General features: G+C 55.3%; 13 protein-coding genes and 1 tRNA gene. 5 read left to right on the forward strand and 9 right to left on the reverse strand.

Translation table 11 applies throughout. The annotated features are described in order from the left end of the window. Positions 1 to 17: 17 nt before the first annotated feature. The 5 genes from IOB61_RS16830 to dps form a co-directional block, all read right to left on the reverse strand. Positions 18 to 245 carry an entericidin A/B family lipoprotein gene (locus IOB61_RS16830; RefSeq protein ID WP_367272829.1) on the reverse strand — a complete coding sequence of 76 codons (228 nt, stop codon included), beginning with the start codon at positions 243 to 245 and terminating at the stop codon, positions 18 to 20. Between the two features lie 87 nt (positions 246 to 332). Then, positions 333 to 2,909: an HWE histidine kinase domain-containing protein gene (locus IOB61_RS07510; protein ID WP_290814556.1), complete on the reverse strand. Its 2,577-nt coding sequence runs from the start codon at positions 2,907 to 2,909 to the stop codon at positions 333 to 335. A 14-nt stretch (positions 2,910 to 2,923) separates the two neighbouring features. Next, a complete protein-coding gene (locus IOB61_RS07515) occupies positions 2,924 to 3,550 on the reverse strand; it encodes a biliverdin-producing heme oxygenase (protein WP_290814558.1) in 627 nt (208 codons plus the stop codon). 71 nt (positions 3,551 to 3,621) lie between these two features. Continuing rightward, the gene (locus tag IOB61_RS07520) at positions 3,622 to 3,954 is read right to left on the reverse strand and encodes a hypothetical protein (protein WP_290814560.1); all 333 of its coding nucleotides are present in this window, start codon (positions 3,952 to 3,954) and stop codon (positions 3,622 to 3,624) included. Between the two features lie 121 nt (positions 3,955 to 4,075). Continuing rightward, a complete protein-coding gene (dps, locus tag IOB61_RS07525) occupies positions 4,076 to 4,558 on the reverse strand; it encodes a DNA starvation/stationary phase protection protein Dps (protein WP_290814562.1) in 483 nt (160 codons plus the stop codon). A 213-nt stretch (positions 4,559 to 4,771) separates the two neighbouring features. Here dps and IOB61_RS07530 point away from each other — a divergent pair, with 213 nt between their 5' ends. The 3 genes from IOB61_RS07530 to IOB61_RS07535 all read left to right on the forward strand — a co-directional run bounded on the left by IOB61_RS07530 (position 4,772) and on the right by IOB61_RS07535 (position 6,422). Beyond that, the gene (locus IOB61_RS07530; protein ID WP_290814565.1) at positions 4,772 to 5,500 is read left to right on the forward strand and encodes a helix-turn-helix domain-containing protein; all 729 of its coding nucleotides are present in this window, start codon (positions 4,772 to 4,774) and stop codon (positions 5,498 to 5,500) included. 8 nt (positions 5,501 to 5,508) lie between these two features. Further along, positions 5,509 to 5,754 (forward strand): cation-transporting P-type ATPase, encoded by a 246-nt coding sequence (locus IOB61_RS16835; protein ID WP_367272830.1) that lies wholly within the window; start codon positions 5,509 to 5,511, stop codon positions 5,752 to 5,754. 272 nt (positions 5,755 to 6,026) lie between these two features. Continuing rightward, entirely contained in the window at positions 6,027 to 6,422 is a 396-nt protein-coding gene (locus IOB61_RS07535) for a single-stranded DNA-binding protein (RefSeq protein WP_290814568.1), read from the forward strand. Between the two features lie 119 nt (positions 6,423 to 6,541). Here IOB61_RS07535 and IOB61_RS07540 read toward each other — a convergent pair whose 3' ends face one another. Next, positions 6,542 to 7,567 (reverse strand): GSU2403 family nucleotidyltransferase fold protein, encoded by a 1,026-nt coding sequence (locus IOB61_RS07540; protein ID WP_290814571.1) that lies wholly within the window; start codon positions 7,565 to 7,567, stop codon positions 6,542 to 6,544. A 309-nt stretch (positions 7,568 to 7,876) separates the two neighbouring features. Here IOB61_RS07540 and IOB61_RS07545 point away from each other — a divergent pair, with 309 nt between their 5' ends. Beyond that, the gene (locus IOB61_RS07545) at positions 7,877 to 9,484 is read left to right on the forward strand and encodes a hypothetical protein (protein WP_290814574.1); all 1,608 of its coding nucleotides are present in this window, start codon (positions 7,877 to 7,879) and stop codon (positions 9,482 to 9,484) included. Positions 9,485 to 9,704: 220 nt separating this feature from the next. Here IOB61_RS07545 and IOB61_RS07550 read toward each other — a convergent pair. The 3 genes from IOB61_RS07550 to IOB61_RS07560 form a co-directional block, all read right to left on the reverse strand. Continuing rightward, positions 9,705 to 9,794: transfer RNA gene (locus IOB61_RS07550), tRNA-Ser, on the reverse strand. Between the two features lie 86 nt (positions 9,795 to 9,880). After that, the gene (locus IOB61_RS07555; RefSeq protein ID WP_290814577.1) at positions 9,881 to 10,810 is read right to left on the reverse strand and encodes an alpha/beta fold hydrolase; all 930 of its coding nucleotides are present in this window, start codon (positions 10,808 to 10,810) and stop codon (positions 9,881 to 9,883) included. 7 nt (positions 10,811 to 10,817) lie between these two features. After that, a complete protein-coding gene (locus tag IOB61_RS07560) occupies positions 10,818 to 11,114 on the reverse strand; it encodes an SCP2 sterol-binding domain-containing protein (RefSeq protein WP_290814580.1) in 297 nt (98 codons plus the stop codon). Between the two features lie 373 nt (positions 11,115 to 11,487). Between IOB61_RS07560 and IOB61_RS07565 the strand changes: the two genes are divergently transcribed. Then, a partial coding sequence (locus IOB61_RS07565; protein WP_290814583.1) for an FkbM family methyltransferase occupies positions 11,488 to 12,077 on the forward strand: 590 nt, incomplete at its 3' end.

A 12,077-nucleotide genomic window follows, 5' to 3' on the forward strand; every position in this document is an offset into this window, starting at 1 on the left:
GACGCGAGCACGTGGCTCTAGTTTGAGTAAGGCTTGGCGCGCGCAGCTGCCTTGCGATCAGCTTCGTCTTTCGCGTCTTGCTTAGCTTTGGAAGTCGCGATGTCGGATTGAACTTTGCCAGCTGCATCGCTGACCACTTCGCCACCAGCGCTCACGTCTCGGCCGGCACCACGAATGGTGTTACAGGCTGCAAACGAGGTGACGCTCAACAATGTCAAACACAAGATCAGGATTTTCGGTTTCATGGTTTTAGTCCTTAGGCCGCTGGCAAGATTGCTCAGCCTATGGAAGAGAAACGCTTCAATGCGGCCTTGGTTCCAAACCCGACCGGATTAGCTGGCGATAAAGGGCTCAATGCCCCCCAAAGCTTTGGCAATCGAATCCTTTGTATAGGGCTTCGTGATAAATGGCCGCGCGTTTTGGTCCGAAGGATAATTAATGCCACTGCCATAGCCAGTCGCAAAGATGAACGGCACCTCCATCTCAAACAGACGATCGGCAATCGGGAAGCTGTTTTGGCTGCCCAAGTTAACGTCCAACAAGGCAAAACGCGGCATTTCGCGATCTAGTATAGCCAGTGCATCCCGCACATTGCTGGCAACCGACACGCGCTCTGCGCCGAGACTCAGCAACATGGCTTCGGCGTCGAGGGCGATGATAAGATTATCTTCAACCAGCAAAACATGGCCCGTCAATCGGCCCACCTGAGGCGCATCGGCCGTCGTCATGGCGGGATTAATCGGTTTTTCCTCCATGACGATGAAGTGCGCTGGTACAGAAAAGCTTACCCGCACGCCAGTAGCCAAAAAGGCAATCGCCGACTCCCCGCCTAACTCGTGGGGGATAGAGGCTTCAATAATGGTCGAGCCAAAACCTCGATGGGTTGGGACCGTGACGGGTGGGCCACCGATTTCTACCCAACGGGCGATTAAGTCCCCTTGAGGGCCGATCTGCCAAGAGATATCGACATGGCCCCCTTCCCCACAAAAAGCACCATATTTAGCCGCATTGGTAATGAGCTCATGGATAACCAAGGCAACGGTCGAGAAGGCTTGGGGGATCAAAAGCACTGGCGGGCCCGACATGTGGATGGTATTCCACGCCGGCCCCAAATAGGCTTCAGCTTCGGTTGCAATCAAGGTTTCAAAGGAACCAGGGCCCCAATTCTTGGCAGTAATCTGATCATGGGCGCGCGCTAGAGCATGGACACGATCGCCCAGAACATCGGCAAACGTATTGATGTCTTTAGCATTAACGCGACTTTGTGAGATCAGACCGCGGATCAGGCCCAAGATGTTCCGCACCCGGTGGTTAAGCTCGGCAATCAGAAGGTCTTGCGTCTGGCTGGCCGCCATTCGCTCTGCTTCGGTTGCACTTATCAAGCGCAATACCACCTCCAATACCGTGACCTGAAGGGCTTCGGCGGCTCGCAACTCCGCATCTGTCCATTGCGTACTCTTGCCGTGCAATGTTTCTTGCCAGGCTTTAAAGCTCTTGCGCGGGCTGATGCGGACTTCGCCTTGGCCAAGCTCTTCAACGGCTTTGGTCGGATCACCCGCCCATTTCACCGTCGATGCCGTCTCTTTACGAAAGAAGACAAGATAGTCGCGGGGGATGGTGGAAATCGGGATCGCCAACATACCCGCGGCACGATCCTTAAAGCTATTCGCAGACGGGCAAACGCTTTCAATCTCATTGCTGCTATAAACGCGGCTCGCAGAGACACCATCCAGAAACTTCCGTAGCACCTCAAACTCTTCCAAGGTAGGCGTAGAGCCCTTGAGCGTGACACTCCCATCTATACAAAAGGCTGTTCCATCGCAGGGGACGATATTCACTAATTGATTGGCCAATTGTGCGACGTCCTTGGTTGCAACCCCCGCTAGAGCAACAGAGGCCAAAAGGTCAGCTGTGATCTTGCGCGTCGAGGCCTCAAACGTGATCAGTTCTTCCCGCTCACATCGATCAATCAAAAGGGCCAAGATTTGGCCGAAAACTTCAGCAGTTGTGCGCCGCTCATAGCCGATGGTGCGCGCAGTCATATGGTGACATGCAATCAAGCCCCAAAGCGCCCCATTTTTCAAAAGCGAAACCGTCATGGTAGCCGCAACGCCCATATTGCGGAGATATTCAAGATGGATGGGCGAGTGCGAACGGAGGCTGCTCATGGACAGATCGATAGGCGTGTCGACTAAAGTCTTCGTGCTGACGATCGGGGACGGCGGACTATCGATATCTAGCAGGGTGCGGATTGGGTTGCGGACCAAAAGCGCCCGAGCTTGCTGGGGAATGTCGGTTGCTGGATAGCGCAGACCCAGAAACGATTCCATGGATGGACGACATCGTTCTGCAATCACTTCGCCCGAGCCATCAGGATGGAATTGATAAATCATAACCCGATCATAGCCAGTCAGAGCCTGCACCAGTCGGACCGCTTCATGTGTCAGATCGCTCACATGGTGCTGATGCTGCACATGGTCGATCATCGACCGGACCATCGAGCCCGCGTTAAGCTCCCCCGATTCCTCGCTGAGCTCTGCCTCCAGCAGAATCAAATCTCCGCTGGTATGAACAGCCAAGTCATAGGCAGGGCCACCCTCTTGCAACACAGTGGCAAACAAGCGCTCGATCACATCCTGCCGATAAAGGGACGACAGGCGATTGCGGATCGCATGCAAAGCTTCGGGCATGATCAAGGCCGTGAGATTTGCCCCCAAAATCTCTTCCAACGGCTGGCTCAGAAAGTCCCCGCAATTGGCCGAGGCCTGCTCAATAATCCAGTCTGGCGTTAGCACGAGTAGAAAGCCGCCGTTTTGGATCGAATTGATCTCATGGATCCGCTCCTTGTCGCAATTGGTCAGGGTTGGCGGTTCGGGGGGAAGGGTTGATGAGGCAAAGGTCTGGGGCATAGGCATTAAACGCCTCAAGGGTTGATTGGTTCCCTAGGGCGCAGGGCACGCTGAACCAGAATTGGCCTCGCAACGGCTTTTGGCATCATCCACGTATCAAATAGCTGAAAACTGGTCAGAGCCGCTTGAAGCGCTTGGTCTTGGGCTTCAGGTTCATTGAGGCCATCCAACGCACGACACAGCCTTTGCCAAGATGCGCCATCGCCACTGCCGCCTTGAAAAAAGCTGCGCCCGCTCGCTTGGTCGCTGCACAAATGATCAAGCTTGGCAGCTAGAGCCCGCCCACCCATCATCGAGCCTTCGCGCACATAAAGCACACCCAAATAAGCCCCGTAGGACTTAATATCGGTATGCGCGACATTTTCAGTATGGCCTAAGCCACTTGACCCTAAATCCTCCATGTCTTTCAAGAGACGTTGGCTGCGATAATCGACTTTTGGTGCCTGCGCTCGCTCCGGGAAGACGGCGGAATCCAAGGCCTGCTCAAGGCCAGAATGATACCCGTGCAGACGGCCAAGCAATAAAAGATAGGCGGGAAGAGCTATCGTCTCGTCCATCAATTCCTGAAAGCTTGTATGGTGGTGAAGTTGCTCGTGAATAGCCCGAGTGCCCTGCCGGAGATGGTCGCGCGTCGTGCCCAAAGTCCAACTCCGCTTTTAATAGGGTCGATGACGCGCCCATCGAACAACAAAGTCAATCGAAAACTGATCGTTCAACGCCGGGTTAGGACAATGATGCCACCAATTGGCCCCTTGGGAAAGCGAATATCGGGCGTGAGGGCAGGTTCTGTTTCAAAACTTCCCTCCGAAAGCCCACGCCCCAACAAAGTTGAGCGGACACGATAGAGACGTTGCTTCTCCACATTGGCAAAGGCAGGTACGCCATCGTCACCTGAAACCACCAACAACAAGATTTTGCGGCGTGGACAACGCAAAAGGCTATTGCCCAAGAGCGACAATACTTGCGCCGCGCTAGGACTTAGAACATCGTCTTGATTGGCGAAATAGATTTGGGTTGCCTCGCCTCGACAGATGCGATTCCCCATCACCAGGTCTTTGTCTGGCTTGGTTGCAGGCATAGGGGACGCGCACGCCCCCAAACCCAGGGCAATAAGTGCCAAGCCCCAGAGCAGAGGCTTGGCAGACCTTAGGGCCGATGTGTGATGATTATGCCGATGGTGCGACATGGGATTCAACGAACCAGAGTTGCTGATCAATCCCACGCGACATCTCTGTAAATAGGTCAGACGTGTCGGCATCGCCAAACTTCGCGGCTGTGGCGCTCGCTTCGCGCACCGATTGGCCAAAGGCGGCGAGGCTACCCGCGACAGCAAACACATGCTTGTTTTCATCGGCAAGGCCGAGATCATAGGGGACCAGAAATGAGTTCTTTGTGGCGACTTGGACCGTACCTTGCGCCACACCGCCTAAACCACCGGCGCGTTCGGCCAACATGTCGGAATAGGTCTCAACTTGTTCTGACACGCGATCAAACAGCTCATGAATGGCGATAAAGTTTGGGCCGCGCACATTCCAATGGGCTTGCTTGGTTTGGGCATGCAGATCAATGGCCGCGGCCAAATGCTTGTTAAGCAATTCCACCGATTGGGCACGAATGGTTTCGTGCAGCGTGTTACGTGTCTTGCTCATGTGATGACTCCTAAAGCCCGCCTAGAGGGGTTTCCTCTTCTGTTTCGCAGGGATGCGACGCCCTAGAATTGACCTGTATCAACTATTCACAGCCAAGGACGCTGGAACAAGGTCAATTGTTCGGAACCGCTTGCAGCCAGAAAGGTTGAACCAAAGCTGTGGCAGCCGCGCGTCTCACCGGAGCACTCAGCAGATTTGATGGAGGCTCAGGACATGGCCAACCCCCTTTTACAGACAAGCGATATGGACCTCTTCATGAGCCGACCGAGGAACCGCCCTTTCTTCAACGAGGGTGACCCGAGCGGCGCGATCTATCAAGTGGAAAGCGGGTGCGTTCGACTTCAGAAGATGACCGAGGGCGGGCGGCGCTGTGTATTATCCTTTTGCTATCCAGGTGACGTGTTCGGCTTAGGGACGCATGGGCCAGAACAGGTTGATGCCGAAGCAGCCTGCGCTTCGCGTGTCGCGCGCTTGGGACACTTAGGTCTGCAACGCATGCTGCAATCAGAGCCCACGCGTGCCATGAAGGTGATTGACGCCGCCTATGGCGGACAAGAGCCAGGTAGCGAACATGTTGTAATGATCAGCTTCGCCCCTGCAGAACAAAAACTCGCTTGGTTTTTGGCCGGTTTGGGTCAACGTTTGGGCCAATCGGTTGCTGGCGAACTCCTCGTCGATTTACCAATGATGCGGGCTGACATTGCAGACTACCTAGGCATGACTTTCGAGACGGTCAGCAGAGAGATGACAAAGCTGCGTGATCTCCAGATCATTGATCTTTTGGGCCTGCGAAAGTTCAAAATCCAACGCGCCGCAGCCTTACAGTCTCTCGCGCTGAGGGGCAGCATTTGGCCGTCCAAGTATAAGACCCAACGCGGAGCTTTCGCATTTGCACCACCTAGAAGGTTGAACTGCGCCCATCAGGCAGATGGCTTAGCATAGTCTATCTTATGAGTGCTGGGCCAAAAGACCTAAGCCAAGCAGAAGCCAGCCAAAGGCTGCAAGAATTTGGGCCAAATCGTTCGTCTGTCTTCAAGGATCGTTCAGTCCTGCGCATTATCGTAGGGATACCCAAAGAGCCGATGTTTTTCTTCATGCTATCGGCACCGCACTCTATCTCTTGTTTTACGACCGAGCGGGCGCTCCACTCTCTGCACAACCTGACCTCATCCAAGCTGGTCCTTGATCTCCATTGAATGGTCTGACTTGCCCGTCTGACCTTGTTGCACGTCTCGGGAGACGCGTTGACGTGGCTTGAAAACTGCCTCCGGCGGCGTGTCCCACCATTCTTCGAATTCAAGGGCCCGTGTTGTCGCTTCGCTCCTGCCCGCGCCAAGCCCTTGTGTGCCACCAGGTCGGTTTCCTCCCCTCGCCTTGTTCCGGATGCTGTTACGCCCCGTCGCCACCGCGACCCCCGGACCGGGACACCAACGGACGGGACAGCTTCAGACCAAACGGAGAAACCATCATGGATAAGGCCAATTTCGAAATCGTCGGAAACGTCGGCAAAATCGAGATCAAGACTTTCGGCAAGACCGGCAAACTCGCAACCCTCAGCGTCGCCACCTCAGAGCGCTGGAAGACCGAAGACGGCACGCAAAAAGACCGCACTTACTGGCACCGCGTTACCGTCTTCGCCCCCGCCATCATCGCCCGCATCGAGACAATGGTCCAGAAGGGCACCCGGGTTCGCCTCCTCGGTCGCATCCGCCCCAGCTCCTACGACGACGATCAAGGCCGCACCCGCTACGTCATCGAGTTTGTCCTAGGCCCCTTCAGCGAACTTGAAGTCCTCGCTCGCGGTAAAGCCAAGACGGACGCTACCAGCACCGAAACAGGCCTGCCGATAGAAGAAGCCGCCTAGCTACATCATTCTAGCAAATTAGCCCAAGGGCGGAGCCTAACAGCTCCGCCCTCTTTGCGTGCTTATGCCAAGTCCATTCGACTTGGCCTCACCCCGCTGTCATGCAAGTTTGATCGGAGCTATTTGAAAACTGCACGCACCTCATTTCCAACCATCGCCAGCGATGCGCCGATGGCTTCCCGCCATTTCTGGCCTTGCGCCATTGCAGTCTCATAGGCCTGATTCAACTCTGCAGGCCTGTCTTCAGCCAGTGACACTATGAGAGCACGGGCTTGGCCCAAGTCCTTTCGGCGTTTCGCAAGCCCGGCTCCGGTGCGCTGTTGCGCAACGATAAGCTTATGAATGGCGAAACGCTCAGGCCGGGGAATGCGGACAAGAACGCCTTGGCGGTAAAGGCCAACCGCAGGAATGGGGTCGGCCAATAGAAAGTTGAGATAGTGCAAGGCTTGCGCCCACACTCCCAAAGCTTCAAGCCAGACAAGATCTTGGCCCTCTTCAAATGAAGGGGCCAGAAAATCAAGCACTGGCTCGCCTGTCTTGCGTCGCCATCGTCCACTGCGACCTTTAGGGTCAATGGATGGCGTAACTTCTAGACCGAACTTAGTGAGAGCCGTTGGCAAATCCTTCGAGCTTCTCACGGCGTCATCGGCTAGCGCGATCGATAAGTTCTGATAGCTCGCAATGTCGATGTCTTGTGTCAGCGCGGGCTCGATACGTGTGAGGCGCCTTCCAAGTTCAGCATCATAAAGCCGAAAAGCCATGGTGCCGACCAAAGTGCCTCCCAAATCAAAAACGCCTTGCGCCGAAAGGCTAGCCAGCAAACTGCCACTGGCGGCGTCCAGCGTAGGCAGTCGAGCTGCGCGCAATTGGGCGACCATATCGCCGCAACGCGTCTCGAAGGCTTCTGTCGCCTCGCGACGTGCCTCAATCTCGTCAAGGCGTGCTCTGGTCTCCTCATTGTCTGGGCCAATGTAGCGCTGAACCACATGGCTGCCCGTCCGATCACTGGCATACCAATAGACCTTGCCCCGCACGGTTCTTTTAAAAGGCGCGCCAGTTGGGCTAGCGCTTGGGGTACGCGATAAATGCATATCGACGAGCTCTTGGTAGAGTGTCATCAATTGGAGGGGAAGAACTTCAGCCATGGTGTTACACTACAAATTTTTTTTATGTAGTGCAACATACATGAGGAACGGCAACGCTCAGCTTGTTTTCATCGCACAGAGTGTTTTGCGTTTCTAATAGTTTCTTTGTGTTTCTAAGTGGGCTCATAAGGGGAACAGAGGAGATATGACAGAGGGATAGGCAAGATAAAGGGAAGATTCTCTTGCTTTATCCTACTGATATTATTCGCAAAATAGGTGAATCTGGTTGCCACTCATGAATTGCCATGAATTACTGCGGCAATGGCAGGTTTGAGGGGTGTCTCGCACCGCCATCTTGGAGTTGCGACCATGGCTTATGGCAGTCAGGATCAGGGTGTTCGCAGTAGTAGATCAGAGCAGGTTTTCACGCTTCAAGAACGCCTGAGCCTGCGCCTCGCAAGCCATGGGGCCGAAGCGCAGGCTCGCTTGCCAAGCCGTCTCAAAGGCGATGGCGGCTCGGTACGGGCATCCCTTGCCCGCAAGCTTGCCCATGCAAAGCTCTTTGGTCGTGGCAGTGGTGCGACGGCTGGTGGCGGTTCATTAAGAAGGAGCGCTGGTGTTGGATCTATCAGCGTGCGGGCTTCCCAGCGCGTTGTGGTGAAGGCTTTTGTGGCTCGTCACAAAGGACCTCGCGCTGTCGCCAATCCCGGTAAGGCCATTGTCCAACATGTGAAGTATCTGGCCCGCGAGGGTGTGGGCTTTGATGGATCAGAAGCTCACTTCTACGGACCAGCTGGGGAGCTTGCCCCAGAGGCCGTGAAAGAAGCTACACGAGCATGGGGAGATGATCGTCACCACTTTCGGCTTATCATCAGTCCAGAGCAAGCCGACAAGATGGAAGATCTTCAAGGCTATATCCGCGATGTGATGGGAGATGTGAGTCGCGATCTCAAAGAGCCTGCCCTCACCTGGGTCGCCGTCAATCATCACGATACCGATCAGCCCCATGCCCATGTGCTGATCCGGGGTATCAGAGCCAATGGCTCGACCTTGGTCATCCCTCGCGAGATGATCAGCCAAGGCATCCGCCAGCGGGCAGAAAGCCACGCGCAGCGCCTTCTTGGCAATAAGACACGTACAGAGGCCGAACAACAACTCTTTGGGCGGACACGGGCAAACTATTGGACTGACATTGACCATAAGCTCACCAAGCTTGCTGAAGCCAATGGCGGGCTACTTGCCGCCGACGAACTAACCCGCACCGATACGTTTGGAGCGGTTGCACGGGGGCGGGTAAATCATCTCGAGCGCATGGGGCTGGTTACGCGCTCCAAGACCGGTGTCGGCTTTGCGTCAGATATGAAACAGCGCCTTGATGCGCTCCAGCGCAGCAAGGACGAGATCCGCTCCTATTGGGACCGGGAGCGCTCTGCGGCCTTTGGCCAACGCCAAACCAAAGCTCAGACCGAACTGAAAGCACCTAGCAAAAACAAACCATCTCGAACGGTTCAGCCAGAGATCAGCACTCAACAAAGTGTAGAGACCAAGCGGCGCTTTGATCCAACCACCGACCGCCTCACCCCGCATGATGTCATTCTTGCGCGTCGGGCGAACGGCAGAGACACGCCAGAGCCTGTCTCAGAGGCCATGGAGGCAGAACTTCGCGCGCGGGCAGAGCATCTGATCAAGGCTGGTCATGGCACCGCACAGGGCCGTGGCGTCGGGTTCAAGGCTGAAAGCTGGTATGCCCTGCGTGATAAGGACTTCCGTGCTGCCGCACGCGAGCAGTTGGGTCTTGAGCGCGGCTCTATCGGCGTCCAGCCCAGCGCCTCTGAGGGTACCGTCCTCGGCCATATCGATACCGCGCTGGGCCGTCACGCAATCGTTGATCGGGGGGTAAACATCATCGCCGTGCGCGAAATACCCGGCGCGGAGCTGGCTCTCGGCCAGGTTCTCGGTGCGGGGATCGGGCGGTAACATTTGTTTTTTGGACTAATGTCAAAACTGCGACTAGGATCAACTTAGCGATCCCTGCTGGACTTTCGCTAGCGCATGAAACACTTCGAAACGGATCGACGAAACCGCCCTCAAAGCGGCCCCAACTGCAATTTGTTTGAAAATAAAATGTGGGTACCGGTGTGGGTACAGAGGGGTCCGATTTTTAAGTTATTGAAAAATAAGAGAAAATCGGTCGAACTGGCGGACAGAGAGGGATTCGAACCCTCGATGGGCTTTCACCCATACACGCGTTCCAGGCGTGCGCCTTCAACCACTCGGCCACCTGCCCGTTCGAAGGCGCGGGTATAAACATCGTGGCAGACTAAGCAAGCCATCAATGCACACAAGAGTGTAGTTGACCGCGCTTTCGGCGCTTCAAGCCAGAAGTGGATCGACGAAAGCGTCAAAATGGGCCCAGAATTCAGCCCGGATGGCGTCGACTTCGTGTAAAAGCTCGTGCTTAGAGCCGGCCACAACGCGCAAGTGCCCATGGGGTACTTGACCACAAATGCGCACATGGGCCGCATTGTCGACAATCGTTTCGCCTTCCGCACTTACCACCAAAATCGGCACATTGATTTGACCCAAGCGGGCGGGGGTAAAGGCGGCCATCGTCTTGATAGCTTCGACTAACCAGCCATTGGTTGGCCCAGCGATCTGCAAGGCGGGCTGCTCCAGCATCAAAGCATTATTGCGGGCAAAGCGCTTGGGATCATGGGTAACTTGATTGGCCTCAAAGGCTTCTGGCTGCCACATGCTTGGCAAGGATGGCGCAACATCTTTGCTTTTACCGGCTGCGACCAAGGATTTAGCCAGAAGGCCCATGCCGGGTGGGCCCAGAATACCCCACATGGGTGCCGAAAAAGCCGCACCAACCACGTTTGGGATCGCACCTGTCAACAAAGCTTCCAAACAGATCGTGCCGCCCATGGAATGGCTCAACAAGATCCGCTTCCCGGTCAATCTATCCGAGACGGCCGCGACAGCGCGCGCCATGTGATCGGTTGCTTTGGCAAAACTATCGAGATGACCAGCATGGGCGGTCGCACCCAATCGATCCGACCAACCCTGCCCACGGTGATCTACGGTCAGAACATTAAAACCGCGCGCGAGAAGATCTGAAATCGTCTCGGCATATTTTTCGATATATTCCGTGCGGCCGGGCGCTAAAATCACAGACCCGCGCGGCTTATCCCCCGTATAGGGAACAAAGGCCGCGCGGATTGTTTTGTCGTCAGGCCCAAGGACGCGAAAGGTCTCAAGACCGGGGATCGCGTCTACTAAAGGGTCCTGAACCAGTTGCATCAGACGATTAGCCGATGATCGATTGCAGCTTCATGGCGATCGACATGTCGCCGTCTACCTTCAGCTTGCCGCTCATGAAAGCGTTCATGCCGTTCAAACGGCCTTCGACCATGTCAACGAAATCGCCGAGAGCGATTTTCAAGGTGCAGTCGGCTGGACCATCGTCATTGGTCACGGCATTGCCGTTCTTGCCGTCGATGTGGATTTTGCCGGCATCGCCGAAATCAAACTTCACGGTGTTGCCGAAAGCTGGCTTGGCTTCGACACGTTCTTTCATACCAGCAGTAATTGTCGCGAGATCCATTTATTCCTCCCTGAGCGCATCCCGGAACTAGCTTGGGACGGCGCGGTGACTCCTTACTAGACCGGGACGAAGCCGAGGGGAAGCGGTACGTAACGTCAATTGATGCGGCTATTTCCTTGCAAATGCAGATAACGCATGGCAACTCACGACAATGTCAAACGAAGTCAGTCCTTTCGGCACCTTTTCCCCGTCGGCTTTTCAAAGTCGCGTCATCACCATGGCCCGAAGTTTTGACCCGGGACCTTTGAGCAAATTTGCCGCTTCAGTCGGAAAAAGGCTGATCTTTCCTGCGCTTACCGGGCCGCTGGATTTGGTAACCTGGGGCGTGAAAACCCGGATCGACCCGCGGCGAAACGTCACCGAAAAACGACTCATGTTTTCCCCTTCGCGGTTTGAACTTGAAGAGCGGGAATTGCTGCGCCGAGAGCTTAAGGCTGGCGATGTCTTTGTCGATGTGGGGGCCAATGTCGGGGCCTATTCCCTCTGGGTCGGCCCTTTGATTGGGCCAAGTGGCAAAATTGTAGCGATAGAGCCCCAACCAAGCGTCCTAGCGCGGTTGCGGGCAAACTTCGCCCTCAATCCTGAGTTTAACGCCCATGTCTTTGGCTGCGGTGCGGGCGAGACCAATGGTTTTATGACGCTCTCGGTCGGCAGCAGCAACGAAGGCGGCGCGTCGCTTGCCACAGTTAGCGGTGGTGCGGATCAAGTTGAAGTAGCCGTCCGTCCACTGATCAGCATGATTGAGGAAGCACGCCTAGAGCGGATTGATGCGCTTAAGATCGATATTGAGGGCTATGAGGACCGAGCCCTCCTGCCCTTTTTTAACCAAGCACCCAAGAGCCTTTGGCCACGACTTTTAATCCTAGAGCGCAGCGAAAAGGATTGGGCGAGCGACCTGATGGGCGCACTTAGATCCTATGGCTACAGCCTGTCGTTTGCGACCAAGCGCAATTATGTGATGCA

This window comes from Aquidulcibacter sp. (assembly GCF_020253525.1).
In the GTDB taxonomy this organism is placed as follows: Bacteria; Pseudomonadota; Alphaproteobacteria; order Caulobacterales; family Aquidulcibacteraceae; genus Aquidulcibacter.

Coding starts and splice junctions, on each gene's coding strand:
- IOB61_RS07530 (WP_290814565.1), top strand. CDS start 4,772: ATGGCCAACCCCCTTTTACAGACAAGCGATATGGACCTCTTCATGAGC.
- IOB61_RS16835 (WP_367272830.1), top strand. CDS start 5,509: ATGAGTGCTGGGCCAAAAGACCTAAGCCAAGCAGAAGCCAGCCAAAGG.
- IOB61_RS07535 (WP_290814568.1), top strand. CDS start 6,027: ATGGATAAGGCCAATTTCGAAATCGTCGGAAACGTCGGCAAAATCGAG.
- IOB61_RS07510 (WP_290814556.1), bottom strand. CDS start 2,909: ATGCCCCAGACCTTTGCCTCATCAACCCTTCCCCCCGAACCGCCAACC.
- IOB61_RS16830 (WP_367272829.1), bottom strand. CDS start 245: ATGAAACCGAAAATCCTGATCTTGTGTTTGACATTGTTGAGCGTCACC.
- IOB61_RS07520 (WP_290814560.1), bottom strand. CDS start 3,954: ATGGGGAATCGCATCTGTCGAGGCGAGGCAACCCAAATCTATTTCGCC.
- IOB61_RS07540 (WP_290814571.1), bottom strand. CDS start 7,567: ATGGCTGAAGTTCTTCCCCTCCAATTGATGACACTCTACCAAGAGCTC.
- IOB61_RS07560 (WP_290814580.1), bottom strand. CDS start 11,114: ATGGATCTCGCGACAATTACTGCTGGTATGAAAGAACGTGTCGAAGCC.
- dps (WP_290814562.1), bottom strand. CDS start 4,558: ATGAGCAAGACACGTAACACGCTGCACGAAACCATTCGTGCCCAATCG.
- IOB61_RS07555 (WP_290814577.1), bottom strand. CDS start 10,810: ATGCAACTGGTTCAGGACCCTTTAGTAGACGCGATCCCCGGTCTTGAG.
- IOB61_RS07545 (WP_290814574.1), top strand. CDS start 7,877: ATGGCTTATGGCAGTCAGGATCAGGGTGTTCGCAGTAGTAGATCAGAG.